Source organism: Rhodoferax sp. GW822-FHT02D07 (assembly GCF_058802405.1).
The window spans coordinates 207,283-224,929 of the sequence record NZ_JBXAOD010000001.1 but is presented as its reverse complement, the minus strand read 5'-3'; the positions used below and the strand labels follow the sequence as shown (position 1 = coordinate 224,929).

Here is a 17,647-nt window from a genome sequence, read left to right as displayed (position 1 = left end):
CCATGCCCATCAAGGACCTGCCCCCCGACGCCCGCCCGCGCGAAAAGCTGCTGGCACGCGGCCCCGGCGCGCTCAGCGACGCGGAGTTGCTCGCCATCCTGCTGCGCACCGGCATGGCCGGCAAGGGCGTGCTGCAGATGGCAGAAGAACTGCTGCAACTCAAAAACCATAGCAGCTCGCGCACTGTTGACGAGGGCCAGGGCGGTTTTGGCGGTATAGCCGGCCTGCTGAACGCCACGGCGGACGACCTCAAGCGCGTCAAGGGCCTGGGCCCGGCCAAGCGTGCCGAGATCGTGGCCGTGCTGGAACTGGCGCGCCGCGCCATGGCCCAGCGCCTGCAGGAGCGCGAGGTGTTTGCCGACCCGCAGGCCGTCAAGCACTACCTGCAGCTGCACCTGGCGGCCAAGGGGCACGAGGTGTTTGCGGTGCTGTTTCTAGACGCACAGAACAAGCTGCTGGCCATGGAAGAGCTGTTCCGCGGCACGCTGACGCAAACCTCCGTCTACCCGCGCGAGGTCGTTATCCGCGCCCTGCACCACCAGGCCGCCGCCGTGGTGCTGGCGCACAACCACCCCAGCGGCACCGTGCAGCCCAGCCGGGCCGACGAAGCGCTGACGCAGACGCTGAAGGCCGCGCTGGCGCTGGTGGATGTGCGGGTGCTGGACCACATCATCGTCGGCCCCGGCCAGGCGCTGTCCATGGCCGAGACTGGACTCATTTGAAGGGCATCCATGAAGATCAACGCCCTCTCCGACCTGAAGCTGGTCAAGAAAGAAATTGAAGCCCAGGCGGCCCGCGAAGCTGCGCTGGCTGCACAAAAGGCGCTGGAGGCCAAGCGCAAAGCGGCCGCCAGCAACCTGTTTCAAGCCGCTATTGGCAAGGTCCAACCACTGGAGCCGCCGCAGCGCGCCAAGCTGGCGCCCGAGCCACCCAAACCCATTCCCAAGCAGCAAATGTTGGATGACGCCGCCGCGCTGCAAGAGGCACTGAGCGACGAGGTAGACGTGACCACCCTGCTGGACACCGACGAGCACCTGAGTTTTCGCCGTCCCGGCGTGGGAACCGACGTCACACAAAAACTGCGCAAGGGCAAGTGGAGCATCCAGAAGCAGATCGACCTGCACGGCCTGCGCAGCGACGAGGCACGCGAGGCGCTGGGCGCCTTCATCCGCGAGGCGCACAAGCAGGGCATACGCTGCGTGCGCGTGGTCCACGGCAAGGGCCTGGGCTCACCCGGCAAGGCGCCGGTGCTGAAGGACAAAGTGCACAAGTGGCTGGTGCAAAAAAGCGAGGTGGTGGCCTTTGTGCAGGCGCAGCCAGCCCAGGGCGGCGCCGGTGCATTGGTCGTGCTGTTGCAGCCGCTGAACCGGGCCTAGTCTTGCAGGCCGCCTTTGGCGTGCGACACATCCACATCGCGCGGCAGGGCCACGCCATTTTTCACCGCCAGGATTTCCGCCATCACGCTCACCGCAATCTCGGGCGGTGTCTTGCTGCCGATGTAGATGCCAATAGGGCCGCGCAGGCGCGCCAGCGTTTGCGGCGTCTGGCCCAGGTGCTCCACCATGCGCTGCTGACGCGCCGCGTTGTTGCGGCGTGAACCAATGGCGCCGATGTAAAAAGCTTCGGTCTGCAATGCCTCCAACAGCGCCAGATCGTCGAGCTTGGGGTCGTGTGTCAGTGCCACCACGCAGCTGCGGCTGTCGGGGGCAAAGGCGCTCACCACCTCGTCGGGCATGCCGCTGCTCACGGTGACACCGGGCACGGACCATGCGCCGCGGTGCTCCTCACGCGGGTCGCATACCGTGACCGCAAAGCCGCTGAACAGCGCCATGGTGGCCACATACTCACTGAGCGGGCCCGCGCCTATGATGAGCATGCGGTATTGCGGGCCAAAAGTGTTGATCAGCTCGGCGTCTGACACGCGGAGCGCCGTTGGGGTACTGGTGGGCTGCAGGCACACCACACCTTCCTGCAGTTGCACCACACGGTGCACCAGCTGGCCCTGCTCCAGGCGCCCCACCAGGTCAAGCAGACTGGCGGCATCGGGGTCAAACTCCAGCAGCAGCTCCAGCGTGCCGCCACAGGGCAGACCAAATCGATGCGCCTCGTCAGCGGTGACGCCGTACTTCACACGCTGCGGTGCGCCGTGCGGTATGGCCCGCGTGAAGCGAAAGATCAAGTCGTCTTCAATACAGCCGCCGGATACCGAGCCCACCACCGCACCGTCTTCGCACAACGCCAGGATGGAGCCCACGGGGCGCGGCGACGAACCCCAGGTGCGCACCACGGTGGCCAGCAGCGCGCGCCGCCCGGCCTGACGCCAGCCGCACAGAGCGCGCAGCACGGTTACGTCGAGGTTTTCCATGAAAGTAGGCTTGATTTATATGAGCAGCGGTCTTGATTGTCCTGATAAAAATAAGTCATCCGCAACATCTAGGCGCCTGCAATGGCCAAAACCAGGTGTTTGTTCAAGGCCGCGACATCGCGAAGGATAGCGGTGAGCTGGCTTTCCACGTCCTTCCCACTGGACGGGTATTTGCCGTCCAACACCGCTGTCCCGATCGTAAAACCCGCTGCGCCGGCACTTTGAACGACCGCCATTCGCTCAGGAGTGTCGATGGAACCCGCAACGTAGACCGGCTTGGAGACCGCCGCGCACACCGCCTTCATCAGTTCCGGCACGTTTTCCGCTGAACGGTAGGCCAGCAGGTCCAGGCCATGCACACCGTCTTTCCCCGCGATCACTCTGGCACTTTCAACAATTTCCGCGATGCTGCCTTCCAGAACGCTAGGGTGGCCGGTAATCCGTCCGGGGAACGGGAAGTAGTGGATACCCGTGTCCTTGATGATCGGCAGCACATCGTCAACCCGCGTGCCACCCAGCAGTACATCAACACCGATTTGGGCGGCTGCCTTGGCCGACACAAGTTCGCTGTCGCGATCCAGCGATACCACTTCCAGATAGGAACGTGCACCGCCAGCCTTGATGGCGGCATTGAGGCCTTTGAGTTGCTCAAGCGGCAGGCCAATGTCCTTGAACCCAATATGCCGCACGCCCAGGCTGAGCGCAGTTTGGAGTTGCTGCGCCGCGTCCGCAACCGTACGGTCGTTGCGCGTGAGCATGAAGATGAAACGTAATCCCATGGTGGTGGTTCCTTTTAAATGGTGTTCGTCTTGGTTTGCGCAGCGACGAGGCGCTTTGCGTAGGCAAGCGCCGTTTCCAGACTGGCGTGGTCTGCAATGCCCTTGCCCGCGATGTCAAATGCCGTGCCGTGATCCGGACTGGTGCGCACGAAAGGCAGGCCCAGCGTGATGTTCACGCCTTTTTCCAACCCAAGGTATTTCACAGGGATCAGCCCTTGGTCGTGGTACTGGGCTACGACCACGTCGAATCGCCCTTGGCGCGCCTGCATGAAGACCGTATCGCCCGGATAAGGGCCGGTGGCATCAATACCCTCGGCGCGGGCCGCGTCGATGGCGGGCCGGATGATCCTGATCTCTTCGTCCCCGAAAAGCCCCCCCTCCCCTGCGTGCGGATTGAGACCGGCCACCGCGACACGCGGAGCTGCAATGCCGAGCGCTTTGCCTCCCTCATGGGCAAGCCGGATGGCTGACATCTGGGCGTCGAAATCCGCTTGTTCGATGGCCTTGCGCAATGAGGTGTGGATCGTGACCAGCACCGTGCGGATGTCGTCGTTCGCCAGCATCATCGCCACGCGCTTGGCGCCGCCGTAGTCGGCCAGGATTTCAGTATGGCCAGGGTAGCGGATTCCCGCACTCGCCATCGCCTCCTTGTTGATCGGCGCCGTGACGATGCCGCTGACTTCTCCGGACTTTGCCGCCGCAATCGCTGCGACGATGGCATCGAAGGCTGCTTGTCCGGAGATTGCACTGATCTTCCCGATGGGCGGCAGCGCGGTAACCCGGGTGGCCTCGATGACCTGCAAGACCCGCGGCTGGAACTGGGCCGCATCGGGCGTTCTGATGCGCCTAACCTCCAGGTCCAGCCCGAGTCGGCGCACAGTGTCCTGCATGACGACTTGGCTGCCGAACACGACGACACGTGCCGCATCCTTTGCTAGCACCTTCGCCACAATCTCCGGCCCAATGCCGGAGGGGTCGCCCATCGTCAAAGCAAGCGGAGGGGACATGGTGTTCATAGTGAATCCTCTGGCAAGGGTTGGGCCACTCCACGTATTCGCGCGACTGCACGCACCAGGGCGTCGTCAGTGCCAAAACCACCAGCCTTCATGGCGAGCAGCAGCGAGCGGCCATCGCCAAGCGTGGCGCGACCCAGCGGGAATCCGGGTTCGAGCTCTTGCAGAATCTCGAACTCATGGACTTGGAGAAGATCCAGGATTGCTTCCATCGTGTCGCCACCAGTGGCGACCAGCGCGCCGAAGCGCGGGTCTTGGAGCTGTCGCGACGCGTCTTGCGCAATACGGCGCAGCACCGCGGCAGGGTCCCGCTCACGCACTGTGGGTCCGCACAGCAGTACAACGCCGCCAGCATCCCGAATGTGGCCGACCTGGATGTGGCTGCGCACATTTGCGCTCCCAACAACCACCAAGACATCGTTGCGGATGCCATCGATCGGTGGTGGTGAGGCCTTGGCCGGAACACAACGCCGCGCCAGGGCAGCAGCCATCCCGGGAGAGCCAACCCACAAAACCGACTCTGGGTTCTCGATGGAAGCAATCTGCGAATCGAGTTCTTCCTGTGTTGTCGCATCCAGCAGCGTGACATGCTGGATGCAGTCCGGGATCAGATCGGCCAGGGCGGAATACCGCGCGGGATGCACCGGGTCATGTCCATACACGCTCTCGGAAACCGGCACACCGTCAACGAGCTGAATGCCTTTCACCGTGGTACGGCCAGCTTCGGGGAAAGCCGGTGCAAAGACCAGGGATGTGCGGCCGCTTGCCTTGAAGCATGCCTCGAGCTCCTGCGCCACGTGTCCGCGTAGTGTGGAGTCCACCGTTTTGTAGAGCACGGAGCGGTCCGCAAGTTGAGCGGTCAACTGCGCGACCACGTCGAAGGCTTGCGACGCGGTTGCAGAGCGCGAACCGCTATTGACAGCGACGACCGCTGTAGTTTGGCCTGTAAGTTTTCGCCTTCCGATCGACGCGGTCAGGCCGCGCTGGACGAAAGGTGCTGCGCCATCTGCCGCGCTGGTCAGGTCATCGGCGAGGATCGCAATACTGGGCGGATGATTGGTGCACATGCATCAATTATTAAATTCACCAACCACCAAGAAAAGCGATAGTTTTTGAAGAAAACCGGTGATATATTTTCACCAATGAATCGCTCGGACATCCCTTCACTTGATGACCTGCGGGCGTTTGAAGCCACCGCACGGCTGGGCTCGGTGCGGCTTGCGGCGGACGCGCTGGCGCTGACGCATGGGGCCGTCAGCCGTCGCATCACCAAGCTAGCCGATGACATCGGCGTCAAGTTGTTTGAGAAGAGTGGACGAGGCCTGCGCCTCACCGCAGCTGGCCAGACCCTGCACCTGACCCTTGGCAGGTTCTTCGGTGAATTGGCAGCGACGGTGCAAAGCCTGCGTGCAGCCAATGCGGAACACAACACCCTCGTGCTCTCCTGTGAGCCTTCCGTTGCCATGCGGTGGCTCATTCCGCGGCTGGGAGGCTTCCAAGCGGCGCATCCGAACATGGCCCTTCACCTCTCGGTGGGTGGAGGCGCTGTGGACTTTCGCAGGGATCGCGTCAATCTTGCGATTCGGCGGCTGGATTTCGCCGTGCCTGAAACGTGGAAGGTGCGACGGCTTTTCCCCGAGACGGTAGGTCCTGTCATGAGGCCGGACCTGGTGTCAGCGTTCGACCGCGGCAACTACCTTGCCCTCGGGTCCAAGACGCGGCCTGACGCCTGGGTCCAATGGCTGCAGGCCCACCCGACAGCGCGCCGCCCCACCGAAATCCGTTACTACGACCACCATTCCCTGATTGTGGAAGCGGCACTGGCGGGCCTCGGTGTTGCCCTGAGTCCGCTTGTCATTGCCGCGGACGATGTGGAGCGCGGTCGTCTAGTAGCACCTGCTGGCTTTACCCCAGACGGCAGTCAGTATGGGTTGATATGGCTGGGACCGAATGAACTGCAAGGCCTGGAACTTGAACTCGCAGAGTGGCTTGAAGGACAAGTCAGCCAGCTCAACGTACTTACTTGCCTCAGGGAATAAGCCTAGAATCTTTTTGGACAGTATCGGCGGCGGCGCCTGATCTCGCAATTGCCATGTGACCACTGCATGCCGTTGTGCGGGGAGCCAAATTTGAAAAGATTACCCCCAGAGGAATTTGGTGAGCAATCAAAATCAACTGAGCCTGGCGCAAAGCACAGATAGTCCTTTCTGGCGTTTTTTCCAGAGGAATGTGCGACCGATGTGCGTCTACGACGCTCGCAATCTGAAGCTCATGGCGGTGAATATATCCATGACGCAGTTCTATGGCTATAGCGAAGCCGAAATGCTGTGTATGACGTTGGCAAATCTCTGGCCAACGGCACACGAATTCACCAACGAATTTTCATCGAAGCCTGAGCAGCCACCAATCACTTGCCGCCATGTGCGCAGGGACACATCCCTGGTCGATGTGGAGGTAACGGTCGACGACGTGAGCTTTCTTGGCCAGCCAATGAATATGCTCATGTTCGTTGATGCAACTTTGCGGCTGCAGGCCGAGCGTGCATTGGCGCGGGTGAACCGTGCGCAACTCATGTTGAGCAGCTGCAACGATGCGCTGCTGCGCGCCAATGCTGAGGATGTGTTGCTGCAGGACATCTGCCGCATCGCAGTGGAAAGCGGTGGCTATCTGGGCGCTTGGGTTGGGTTTGTGCGACATGACGAAGCCCGCACCATCGAACGCATCGCCTTTTGCGGAGTGACGCCCAGCTATGTGCATCAGCAGCGCACCTCCTGGTCAGAAGACGTACCGGAAGGGCGCGGTGCCGCCGGACGCACAGTACGCTCCGGCAGCCCCGTCATCGTTGACGATATTCTGAAGCCGGAAAACTTCCGGCCATGGGGCAAGGGATTGGAGGACGCAGGTGTTCGGGGGTTGATCAGTTTGCCGTTGATCAATGGCGAAACCACGTTTGGTGTGTTGTTGCTCTACAGCAGCGAAGTGGTCAACGTTGCCCAGGACGAAATCAAGCTGCTGCAGGGGTTGGCCAATGACTTGGCGTTTGGCATCTGCAATTTGCGCGCACAGGAGAAGCAGCGGCACTTTCAGGCCACGGTCCTGAAGGTAGCCGCCGCAGTTTCGGTCCATTCAGGATTGGAGTTTCTTGCCCAATTGGCGCTCAATATATGTGAGGCTTTAGGTGCGCAGGCAGCCTTCATAGCCAGACTGCAGGCCGGTGAGCCGCCGAGCGCGAAGACGCTGGTTGCAGCGATGGATGGACATACGTTGCAAAACTTCGAATATCCGATCGAAAGCATGCCGTGTGACACTCTCTATGCGCACCGTCAATGGGTTGTAAATGGTGATCTTGCCAGTGACTACCCTCGCGCCACCATGCCATTCCAGATGAATTTCAAGGCCTATGCGGGACAACGCCTGGATGACACGCAAGGTGAAGCCATTGGCCATATTTTTGTGCTGTTTCACGCTCCGTTGGAGGACCAGGATTTTGTGCTGTCCATCTTGCAGATCTTCGCGGCTCGCGTTACCGCGGAAATGCAAAGACAACTGGCAGACGCCCGTATCCGTGAGCAGGCAGAATTACTGGACAAAGCCCAGGATGCCATCATCTTGCGTGATCTGGTTCACGGCGTTGTGTATTGGAATCAAAGCGCGGAGCGTCTCTATGGCTGGACCGCACAGGAGGCACACGGCAACAAGATGGCCGACCGTCTCTACAAAGATCCGGCTGAGTTTCAGGAAAACTTGGGCAAGTTGATGGCCAGCGGAGCCTGGCAAGGCGAAGTGCAACACTTGCGAAAAGATGGAAGCGTTGTCGAGGTTGAATCGCACTGGACCTTGGTCTACGACGAGATGAGACAACCCAAATCAGTGTTGTCCATCAATACCGACATCACTACACGAAAGATTGCCGAGCGCAAAATCTACGACCTAGCTTTCTACGATCAGTTAACGCGCTTGCCCAACCGGCTGTTGCTCATGGAGCGTTTAAAACGCGCACTGGAGAGCAGCAAGCGAAGCGGGCAATACGGTGCGCTGCTTTTCATTGATTTGGATAACTTCAAAGCACTCAATGACACATTGGGCCATGAGAGTGGCGACATGCTGCTTGGGCAAGTTGCGGCTCGACTGGTGCGCTGCGCGCGCGCGGCGGACACCGTCGCACGCTTCGGCGGCGACGAGTTCGTCGTCATACTGGAAAGCCTGGGCACCAACGAAATCGAATCAGCTCAGCTGACGCTCAATACGTGCGAAGGCATACTGGCCGCGCTGGCCGCGCCTTACGAACTCAATGGCCTGGAGCAAAACAGTACCTCCTGCATTGGAATTGCACCTTTCGGAAAAGCAAGCAATGGGGAAACCGAGCTTCTGAAGCAAGCCGATCTGGCTCTGTATCAAGCAAAGACTTCAGGACGCAACACTATCCAATACTTTAATTCGACGATGCAAGACATCGTCACTGCGCGGGTCAAGCTCGAATTGGATATGCGACTTGCATTGGCCCGCAACGAATTCCTGTTGCACTACCAACCTCAATTCGATGCGACCAACAGAATGATTGGCGTGGAAGCGCTGGTACGTTGGCAGCATCCACAGCGTGGCCTGGTTTCACCGGCTGAATTCATACCGGTGGCGGAAGAAACCAGCATCATTCTCCCTCTGGGAAAATGGGTTCTGCACACGGCCTGCAAACAGTTGAAGAATTGGCAACAAAACAGCGCCACATCCCATTTGACCATGGCCGTCAATGTCAGTGCCAAACAATTCCGCCACCCCGACTTTGTCCAACAAGTCATTGATGTTGTGCGTGATGTTGAAGTGGATGCCCGTCGACTCAAACTGGAACTGACCGAAAGCTTGCTGGCCGACGATCTCGACTTGATCATTTCCAAAATGGGTGCACTACGCATGCTCAACTTGCACTTTTCCCTGGATGATTTCGGTACTGGCTATTCGTCGCTTTCCTACCTCAAGCGTCTCCCGCTGGAACAACTCAAGATAGACCAGTCTTTTGTGCGGGACATCGTTTCTGACGCCAATGACGCATCCATCGTGAGCACCATCATCACACTCGGCCAAAGTCTGGGTTTGTCGGTTATTGCTGAAGGGGTGGAAACCGACGCACAGCGTGACTTCCTGGCCGCGCATGGTTGCCTGGCCTATCAGGGCTACCTATTCAGCCGCGCGCTTCCTGCCGCAGACTTGCAACGTTTTCTATGTTCGATCAACGAGACGCACAGTTGATCCCCCGATGGGGCTAGACCCGTACATCTCTATGGCATTTTTCTGACTAACGGATTCTGGTTCACCATCCAGTCCGCGGTCTGGAAGAAGGATTTGTTCAGCCGCTCCCGCAACACCGGGTCGAGCTGCACATCACCCATGGCTTGGTCCATGCAGGCCAGCCATTGGTCGCGCTCCAGAATGCCGATCTTGAAAGGCATGTGGCGCGCGCGCAGGCGCGGGTGGCCAAAGCGCTCCACAAAGTAGTCAGGCCCGCCCAGCCAGCCGCACAGGAACCAGAACAGGTGGTCACGCGCCTTGTCCAGGCTGCTGCCATGTACTGCGCGCAGCGCGGTGTAGCCAGGCTCCAGGTCCATCAGATCGTAGAACCGGTCCACCAGGCTGCGGACCACGGCTTCGCCGCCTATCCATTCAAACGGGGTGGTACCGGTGGATGCTTCTTCAGTCATACAGTTTTATAAGAAATTGGCCTCTAGCCCCCACCGAATTTGCGCGAGCAGCTATCAAAAGCATAGTAGTTTGTGACTCTAACCATGTTTCGCGGGTCCCAGCAAGTCGGGAAACTGGCTTTGCAGGAACTTGCGGGTATGACTCAGCAGAACTTGCGCCTGAACCAGGCATTCGTTGACCACGGCGTCGCCAATCGGGTCGCCTTCGTAATCATTCAGGTTGCGCTGTTTGCGCAGCGCATCCAGCACGATGATGATGTCGTTCGGCAGCCCCATGGTCAGGGGCAGCGCCTGCAGGGCAGTTTGGTGATGGCCGGGCTGGCTGGTAGAGGTGCGGTAGCCGCGCGCCCACAAGCCCAACATGGCGCACTGCATGATGCATTTGTAGCCTGCATCAAAGCGATTCTCTGGACTCAGCTGGGCAAGCTGGGCGTCCGCCAAGTTGCGCACTGCCGCTGCCAGCAAACGCTGCACACCTTCGGGCGTGGCGTTAAACGCCAGCAGGCGTTGGATGGCCAGTAAGTTGGCTAAGGTCATCTTCGGTTCCGGTCAAATAAATCTTGGGTTTGCGCAACAGGTCCAAGACGAAAGAATCCTCCGCCCGCACGCGACGCTGCAGCTCTTGCACGCTGTAGACAACGGGGTTGATTTCCCGGCCCAGCTCGGCTTGCACGGGGTAAACAGCGCGCACCAGGTCGGCAAAGCCAAAGTCACCAATGACCAGAAGGTCCACATCGCTGGCAGCGGTTTCAGTGCCACCGGCTACGGAACCAAATATGAATGACAACGGTGGGTGCAGTGGTGCCAACGCGTTGGTCAGCAGCTCGGCCGCGCCTGTGGTCTTGCGCAACAGGCCGGCCAATTCGGGAAACACGGGACATTGCTGGTTGGCCTGGTAGCGCACCTGGTTGCCCTGCTCTTTGCGCAGCAGCAGGCCAGCCGTTGCCAAGCGTGCCAGCTCTTTATGCAGGGTGCCGGGCGCGGTGCCCGTTTGCCGGGCCAGCTCGCGGACGTGGTAGTCCATGTCCGGGTGGAGCAAGAGCAGGCCCAAGACTTTTTTGCGGTAAGCACCAAACAGGAGGTCGGCGAGCATATGTAGCTTTATTTGCTCCAATTGTAGCAATTAAAGCTTCATTTTCAATGTCGGCAATCCCAGTTCTCAAGTCACGGCACGGCGCAGGGTTTCCACCACCGGGCGTTGCAATACCTCTCGCAGACCCCACCAGCCGGCCGACAGGGCCAGCGCGGCACCGGCCAGCGCGCCCACCAGCGGCACCCAGAGCTGCACTGTCCAGTCGAATTCGAACACATAGCGCGCCAGCGCCCAGCCCACGGCCGCTGCCACGATGGAGGCGAGGAAGCCCGCCAGCAGGCCCACGCCTGCCAGTTCGGTGCGCTGCACCTGGCGCAGCAGGCTACTGCCGGCACCCACCGCGCGCATGATGGCGAATTCGCGCGCGCGGTCCTCGCGCGTGGCAGTCACTGCCGCAAACAGCACCACCAGTCCCGCAGCCAGCGTGAAGCCGAAGAGGAACTCCACCGCGCGGATCACCTGGTCCAGCACGCGCTGCACCTGGTTGATCGTGCTGGTCATGTCCACATTGGTCACGTTGGGGAATTGGCGCACCAGCGCGTTGTCAAAGCCCTTGGTCTCGGGTGCCTTGAAGGCGCCCATGTAGGTGCTGGGCACGTCCTTGAGCACGTCCACCGGGTACATCACAAAGAAGTTGGCACGCATGGAGCCCCAGTCCACCTTGCGCAGCGAGGTGATCTTCGATTCGGTCTGGATGCCGCCGATGTCAAAGCGCAGGCTGTCACCGAGCTTGAGGTTCAGGGTCTTGGCAATGCCCTCTTCCACGCTCACGGCGCCCTCTTCGTCTTCGGTCCAGCGGCCGGCCACGATGGGGTTGTGGGCCGGCTGGTTGCGGCTGTTGGAGAGGTTGAACTCGCGGTCCACCAGGCGCTTGGCACGGTCCTCGGCGTAATCGTCGGGCGACACGGCCTTGCCGTTTACGGCCACAAGGCGGCCGCGGATCATGGGGTACCAGTCGAACTTGCGCACGCCCTGGTCGGTCAGTGCCTTCTGGAACGCCTGCGACTGCTCGGGCATCACGTTGATGACGAAACGATTAGGCGCGTCGGGCGGCGTGGCGCGGCGCCAACTGCTGATGAGGTCGGTGCGCAGCAGTACCAGCAGCACCAGCGCCAGCAGGCCCACCGAAAGCGCGCTCACCTGCACCACCGTATAGGCCGGGCGCGCCGACACCTGGCGCGTAGCCAACACCAGCCAGCGCGGTGCGGTGGCCTCGTTCACGCTGCGGCGCAAGAGCTTGACGGCCAGCCAGCTTAAGGACGCAAACACCAGCACCGCAGCCGCAAAACCGCCCACGGCGATCAGGCCCAGCATCAGGTCGCTACTCACCGTGAGCAGCAGCGCGGCAAAGCCGGCCACGCCAATCGCCAGCACACCAATGGACGCGGGGCGCAGGTTGCCCACATCGCGGCGTATCACGCGCAGCGCCGGCACCTGGGCCAGCTGCAACACGGGTGGCAGGCCAAAGGCCATGAGCAGCGTGAGGCCCATGCCCAAGCCCAGCGCCACCGGCCACAAAGAGGCCGCGGGCAACGCCGTATCCACCAGTCCCGCCAGCAGGGCCACAAACAGGTAATGCACCCCAAAGCCCAGCAGCACGCCCAGGCCGCTGGCAAACAGGCCCACCAGCGCGAACTCGAAGGCATAGGCGCTGGCAATGGTGCGCTGCGACAGGCCCAGCACGCGCAGCATGGCGCAGTCGTCCAGATGGTTGGCCGCAAAGGCGCGCGCCGCCAGGGCCACAGCCACAGCGCTCAAGAGCGCGGCCAACAGGGCCACGAGGCTGAGGAATTTGTTGGCGCGGTCCAGCGTCTGGCTCATCTCGGGGCGGCCGCTTTGAAGCGACTCGACCCGCACACCGCGCACGCCGCCAGTCTTCACCTGCGCATCAGCCCAGTCCACAAAGCGCTTCACGGCGGGCTCGTTGCCCGCCACGGCCAGGCGGTAGTTGAGGCGACTGGCCGGTTGCACCAGGCCGGTGGCAGCCAGGTCGGGCTGCGAAATCATCACGCGCGGCGCAAAGTTCATGAAGCCACCACCGCGGTCCGGCTCGATGACGATGATGCGATTCACCGTGAACTGGCTATCACCCAGCAGCAGCGTGTCGCCCACATTGAGGCCAATGGCCTCCAGCAGCGCGGCGTCCACCCAGGCCTGGCCCTTGGCGGGTGTCTCCTTGGTGGGCGCATCTGCGCCGTCCATGGTGCTGCTCACGCGCAGCGCGCCGCGCAGTGGGTAGCCCGGCTCCACCACCTTGAGCGCCACCAGCTTGGCCGCACCGCCTTGCGCGTCGGTGGCGCGCGCCATGGTCGGAAAGCCCAGCGTGTGCACCACCTGCAGGCCCACCGCGCGGGCACGCTCCTCAAAGGCGGGCGGCGGCGGGTTGTCGCTGGAGATGACGGCGTCGCCCCCCAGCAGCTGGCGCGCATCGCGTTGCAGGCCGCCCTGCAACCGGTCTGCAAAAAAGCCCACGGCCGTAAGCGCCGCCACCGCCAGCGTGACCGCCAGGATCAGCAAGCGCAGCTCGCCAGAACGCACATCACGCCACAGGGTGCGCCAGCCCAGCGCCAGGAAAGACAGTTTCACGGGAAGCTCCTCAGAGGGAAGCCATTATTCACCCGGGGGCTTTCTCCCCAGAGCTTTGGGGGCTAGCGGGCGGGCAGCGGCGCGTAGCGCACCGCGCGCGGCGCGCGGCACAGGCCCCAGAGCTGCAGGCCGCTGCGCTGGGCCATGGCAACCGCCAGGTCCGTAGGGGCGGAGATGGTGGCCAGCAGGGGCACCTGCAGGCGCAGGCATTTGCGCACCAGCTCGTGGCTGGCGCGGCTGCTCATGAGCACCCAGCCGGGCTCGCCGATGCGACCGCTGTGGGCCAGCGCGCCGAGCAACTTGTCGAGCGCGTTGTGGCGGCCCACGTCCTCCATCAGCAGTGCAATCTCGCCCTCGGGGCTGACCCAAGCCGCCGCATGCAGCGAACCGCAGGCCGCGTTGAGCACCTGCAGCGGCGCCATGGCCTGCACGGCGCGCAGCACCGTCTGCGCGTCCATCGCCTGCACCCAGGGCGCAGCGGCGGGCAAAGGCGGCGGCGCCAAGTCCAGCGCCTGCAGGCTGTCGATGCCGCAGACGCCACAGCCCGTGCGACCGGCCAAGGTGCGGCGCCGTTCCTTGAGACGGGCAAAGGCCGGGGCCGCAATCTCCAGCTGCACCTCCACCGCCGGGCCACCTTCCAGCACCACCGGCTGCACCTCGATGCCAAAGCACTGCGCGGGCGTATCCAGAATGCCTTCGCTCATTGCGAAGCCCAGCGCAAAAGCCTCCAGGTCCTGCGGCGTGGCCAGCATCACGGCGTGCGAGATGCCGTTGAAAACCAAGGCCACCGGCACCTCGGCGGCCAGCGTGTCGGTCAGCACACCATCGGCCGGCACGCGCTGCACCGGCGCGGTTGTCAGCGGTGCGGGCCATTCGTGCGAGGAATCAGCCATGCGGCAATTCCGCCAGATGCTGGCGCCCCGCCTCGGTCAGACTGGCCAGCCAGCGCTCGTCTTCACAACGCAGCTGCACCCAACCGGGGCCGGCCTGGCCGCCCAGCACGGCGTCGCCCATCAGCGTGAGCGTGCGCATGACCACGCTGGCACCCAGGCCCAGGCGCTTGCCCAAGCGCGGCACGGAGACCGGCTGGTCTGATTCGGCCAGCACACGCAGCAGCGCATCGCCCACATCGCTCACGCCGTGGCCTCCTGCCGCACATGGGGCAGCAAGATGACCGGGATGGATTTGGACGTGGGCGTGCCCGCGTTCAGCGCCACGGCCGAGAGCGGGACCAGCGGATTGGTCTCGGGGTAGTAGGCAGCCAGACAGCCACGCGGAATGTCATAGGCCACGAGCTTGAAGCCATCGGCACGGCGTTCCTCGCCATCGTCCCAGACGGTCTGGAAGTCGATCCAGTCGCCATCCTTCATGCCCAGCGCGCGAATATCTTCCTTATTGGCAAACACCACGCGGCGCTGGCCGTACACGCCACGGTAGCGGTCGTCCGCGCCGTAGATGGTGGTGTTGTACTGATCGTGCGAGCGCGTGGTCATGAGGGCGAAGACGATGGCGTCGCCCTTGCGTTCACGCGCGCGCTGCAGCGCGGTGCCGGTGGGCACGGCGTGGGCCTTGAAGACCGCCTTGTGGCTGGCCGTGGCCCAGACGCGTTCGCTGGCCGTGTTGCGCAGGCGAAAGCCGCCGGGCACGCTCACGCGCTGGTTGAAATCCTTGAAGTCGGGGAACACGGCTTCGATCTGGTCGCGGATGCGGCGGTAGTCTTCCACCAGCCAGAGCCAGGGTGTCTGGCTGCGGCCTGCCAATGTAGCCGCGGCCAGGCGGGCCACGATGGCGGGCTCGGACAGCAATTGGGGCGAGGCCGGCGGGTTGATGCCCGCCGAGAGGTGCACCATGCTCATGGAGTCTTCCACGCTCACACTTTGCAGGCCGGTGGCCTGCATGTCCATCTCGGTGCGCCCCAGGCAAGGCAAGATGAGTGCGGCTTTGCCATGCACGATGTGGCTGCGGTTGAGCTTGGTGGCCACATGCACGGTCAGCTCGCACTGGCGCAGCGCCTTCCAGGTTTGCGCGGTGTCGGGCGTGGCGGCGGCAAAGTTGCCGCCCAGCGCAAAGAAGACCTTGCCGCGCCCGTCCAGCATGGCTTGGATGGACTCCACCGTGTCCCAGCCCGGCGCACGTGGTGGCGTGAAGCCGAAGACACGCTGCAGGTTGTCCAGCAAGGCTGCGGGCGGCTTCTCCCAAATGCCCATGGTGCGGTCGCCCTGCACATTGCTGTGGCCGCGCACCGGGCAAGGCCCGGCGCCGGGGCGGCCGATGTTGCCGCGCAGCAGCAGTAGGTTGACGATCATCTGGATGGTGGCCACCGAGTTCTGGTGCTGGGTGATGCCCATGCCCCAGCAGGCGATGACGCTGCCGGCCTCGCGGTACACCTCGGCGGCGGCGCGCATGTGCTCTGCGCCCAGCCCCGCCTCAGCCTCCAGCAGCGCCCAGGATTCGGAACGCAGATCGTCCAGCAGCGGAATGAAGCCGGTGGTGTGTTCATGGATGAAGGCCATGTCCAGCACCTCCTCTCCCGCATCCTGCAGCTCCACCAGGTGCTTCATCATGCCCTTCACAAACGCGAAGTCGCCACCGATCTTCAGCTGGAAGTAGTGGGTGCTGATGGGCGTGTCGCCCAGCGTGGCCATCTGCAGCTTGTCCTGCGGGTCGGCAAAGCGCTCCAGCCCTCGCTCGCGCAGCGGGTTCAGGCTGACGATGCGCGCGCCGCGTTTGGCCGCCTGGCGCAGCTCGCCCAGCATGCGCGGGTGGTTGGTGCCGGGGTTCTGGCCGAAGATGAAGATGGCATCGGCCTGCTCAAAATCATCGAGCGTGACCGTGCCCTTGCCCACGCCAATGCTCTCGCGCATGCCGGTGCCACTGGGCTCGTGGCACATGTTGGAGCAGTCGGGGAAATTGTTGGTGCCGTACTCGCGCACGAACAGCTGGTAGAGAAACGCGGCCTCGTTGCTGGCCCGGCCGGACGTGTAGAAGATGGCCTCGTTGGGGTCGGGCAGCGCGTTCAGGTGTTGGGCCACCAGGGCAAACGCATCGTCCCAGGCAATGGGCAGGTATTTGTCAGTGACCGCGTCATAGACCATGGGCTCGGTCAGGCGGCCCTGGTCTTCCAGCGCAAAGTCGCCCCAGGTGGCGAGTTCGGCCACCGTGTGCTGCGCAAAGAACGCTGCGGTGGTGCGGCGCGCGGTGGCTTCGGCAGCCACGGCCTTGGCGCCGTTCTCGCAGAACTCGAAGGTGGAAGCGTGGTTGCGGTCCGGCCAGGCGCAGCCCGGGCAGTCAAAGCCATCGGGCTGGTTGGCGGACAGCAGGGTTTTCGCACCCTTGATGGGAATGTCCTGCCGCAGCAGGGCGTTGCCCACGCTGCGCAGCGCGCCCCAGCCGCCGGCCGGGCCGGTGTACAACTCGATTTTCTGCTCGCTCATGGCGGTTCCTTGTGACCGTGGCAGGTCATATCCCGTTTAGCATAGCCGAGGACTCCCCTCTCTTCCTGGACTTCCATGACGGACATTCCCCCTGGCCTGGCCCTGCTGCACAGCCGCTATTCCCTGGGCATCAAGCACCTGACCGCACCCGGCCCCGACGCGGCCCAGCTGCAGCAGATGCTGGCCGCCGCCCTGCGCGCGCCCGACCACGCGGAGCTGGTGCCCTTTCGCTTCTTGGTGGTACAGGGCACAGCACGCGAACGCCTGGCCGACCTGTTTGCCGAACATGCCCAGCGCAAAGGCAAGGACGCCGAGGGTGTGGCCATCGAACGAGAACGCGCGCTGCGCGCGCCCATGACGGTGGCGGTGCTGGCCCGCATTGACCTGGGCCACCCGCTGGTGCCCGCGCACGAGCAATGGATGTGCGTGGGCGGCGCGGTGACCAACTTCCTCAACGCGGCGCACGCGATGGGCTTTGCCGGCAAGATGCTCAGCGGCGACAAGGCCCGCGCCCCACACATTGCCCAGGCCTTTTGCGAACCCGGCGACACCCTGGTGGGCTGGATTGCGCTGGGCACGCCCACGCGCCCGCCGCAAGGCCCCGAGCGCAAGGACGGCACGCAAGCGCTACGCTTTTGGTAGCTGTTCGCGCACATTTCACGGGGGCTAGAGCCCTATCTGGCT

At 62.9% G+C, this 17,647-nt stretch carries 16 protein-coding genes; 5 read left to right on the top strand and 11 right to left on the bottom strand.

Going from position 1 to position 17,647, the window contains the following annotated elements:
- The first annotated feature begins 2 nt into the window (after positions 1-2).
- Both radC and AC1RNN_RS01105 read left to right on the top strand, forming a co-directional pair.
- A complete protein-coding gene (gene radC / locus AC1RNN_RS01110; RefSeq protein WP_493086712.1) occupies positions 3-722 on the top strand; it encodes a RadC family protein in 720 nt (239 codons plus the stop codon).
- A 9-nt stretch (positions 723-731) separates the two neighbouring features.
- Positions 732-1,376, top strand: a complete 645-nt coding sequence (locus AC1RNN_RS01105) for a Smr/MutS family protein (RefSeq protein WP_493086713.1) — start codon at positions 732-734, stop codon at positions 1,374-1,376.
- Here the strand turns inward: AC1RNN_RS01105 and AC1RNN_RS01100 are convergent.
- The 4 genes from AC1RNN_RS01100 to AC1RNN_RS01085 form a co-directional block, all read right to left on the bottom strand.
- Complete coding sequence (locus AC1RNN_RS01100; RefSeq protein WP_493086714.1) at positions 1,373-2,365, bottom strand: XdhC family protein; 993 nt, start codon at positions 2,363-2,365, stop codon at positions 1,373-1,375. The genes AC1RNN_RS01105 and AC1RNN_RS01100 overlap by 4 nt on opposite strands.
- Before the next feature lie 68 nt (positions 2,366-2,433).
- The gene (locus AC1RNN_RS01095; RefSeq protein WP_493086716.1) at positions 2,434-3,144 is read right to left on the bottom strand and encodes a 4-hydroxythreonine-4-phosphate dehydrogenase; all 711 of its coding nucleotides are present in this window, start codon (positions 3,142-3,144) and stop codon (positions 2,434-2,436) included.
- A gap of 14 nt (positions 3,145-3,158) precedes the next feature.
- Positions 3,159-4,160: a 4-hydroxythreonine-4-phosphate dehydrogenase PdxA gene (gene pdxA, locus AC1RNN_RS01090; RefSeq protein ID WP_493086718.1), complete on the bottom strand. Its 1,002-nt coding sequence runs from the start codon at positions 4,158-4,160 to the stop codon at positions 3,159-3,161.
- Positions 4,157-5,224, bottom strand: a complete 1,068-nt coding sequence (locus tag AC1RNN_RS01085) for a four-carbon acid sugar kinase family protein (protein WP_493086720.1) — start codon at positions 5,222-5,224, stop codon at positions 4,157-4,159. The genes pdxA and AC1RNN_RS01085 overlap by 4 nt, the downstream gene beginning before the upstream one ends.
- Before the next feature lie 45 nt (positions 5,225-5,269).
- Between AC1RNN_RS01085 and AC1RNN_RS01080 the strand changes: the two genes are divergently transcribed.
- Together AC1RNN_RS01080 and AC1RNN_RS01075 are read left to right on the top strand one after the other, a co-directional pair.
- Positions 5,270-6,196, top strand: coding sequence for a LysR family transcriptional regulator (locus tag AC1RNN_RS01080; RefSeq protein ID WP_493086722.1), 927 nt, complete (start codon positions 5,270-5,272; stop codon positions 6,194-6,196).
- Between the two features lie 118 nt (positions 6,197-6,314).
- Positions 6,315-9,401 carry a sensor domain-containing phosphodiesterase gene (locus AC1RNN_RS01075; RefSeq protein ID WP_493086724.1) on the top strand — a complete coding sequence of 1,029 codons (3,087 nt, stop codon included), beginning with the start codon at positions 6,315-6,317 and terminating at the stop codon, positions 9,399-9,401.
- Between the two features lie 29 nt (positions 9,402-9,430).
- Here the strand turns inward: AC1RNN_RS01075 and AC1RNN_RS01070 are convergent, their stop codons facing one another.
- The 7 genes from AC1RNN_RS01070 to AC1RNN_RS01040 all read right to left on the bottom strand — a co-directional run bounded on the left by AC1RNN_RS01070 (position 9,431) and on the right by AC1RNN_RS01040 (position 16,963).
- Positions 9,431-9,850, bottom strand: a complete 420-nt coding sequence (locus AC1RNN_RS01070) for a group II truncated hemoglobin (protein WP_493086726.1) — start codon at positions 9,848-9,850, stop codon at positions 9,431-9,433.
- Between the two features lie 78 nt (positions 9,851-9,928).
- Positions 9,929-10,387, bottom strand: a complete 459-nt coding sequence (locus tag AC1RNN_RS01065; protein WP_493086727.1) for a DNA-binding protein — start codon at positions 10,385-10,387, stop codon at positions 9,929-9,931.
- Complete coding sequence (locus AC1RNN_RS01060) at positions 10,341-10,943, bottom strand: nucleotidyltransferase domain-containing protein (RefSeq protein WP_493086728.1); 603 nt, start codon at positions 10,941-10,943, stop codon at positions 10,341-10,343. The genes AC1RNN_RS01065 and AC1RNN_RS01060 overlap by 47 nt, the downstream gene beginning before the upstream one ends.
- Positions 10,944-11,009: 66 nt before the next feature.
- Positions 11,010-13,529, bottom strand: coding sequence for an ABC transporter permease (locus AC1RNN_RS01055; RefSeq protein ID WP_493086730.1), 2,520 nt, complete (start codon positions 13,527-13,529; stop codon positions 11,010-11,012).
- Between the two features lie 62 nt (positions 13,530-13,591).
- Positions 13,592-14,422: a formate dehydrogenase accessory sulfurtransferase FdhD gene (gene fdhD / locus AC1RNN_RS01050; RefSeq protein ID WP_493086731.1), complete on the bottom strand. Its 831-nt coding sequence runs from the start codon at positions 14,420-14,422 to the stop codon at positions 13,592-13,594.
- The gene (locus AC1RNN_RS01045; RefSeq protein ID WP_493086732.1) at positions 14,415-14,666 is read right to left on the bottom strand and encodes a hypothetical protein; all 252 of its coding nucleotides are present in this window, start codon (positions 14,664-14,666) and stop codon (positions 14,415-14,417) included. Before AC1RNN_RS01045 ends, fdhD begins: the two co-directional genes overlap by 8 nt.
- The gene (locus tag AC1RNN_RS01040; protein WP_493086734.1) at positions 14,663-16,963 is read right to left on the bottom strand and encodes an FdhF/YdeP family oxidoreductase; all 2,301 of its coding nucleotides are present in this window, start codon (positions 16,961-16,963) and stop codon (positions 14,663-14,665) included. Before AC1RNN_RS01040 ends, AC1RNN_RS01045 begins: the two co-directional genes overlap by 4 nt.
- 75 nt (positions 16,964-17,038) lie before the next feature.
- On the opposite strand from AC1RNN_RS01040, the gene AC1RNN_RS01035 reads away from it, so the two are divergent.
- Entirely contained in the window at positions 17,039-17,605 is a 567-nt protein-coding gene (locus AC1RNN_RS01035; RefSeq protein ID WP_493086735.1) for a nitroreductase family protein, read from the top strand.
- The last annotated feature ends 42 nt before the right edge of the window (positions 17,606-17,647 follow it).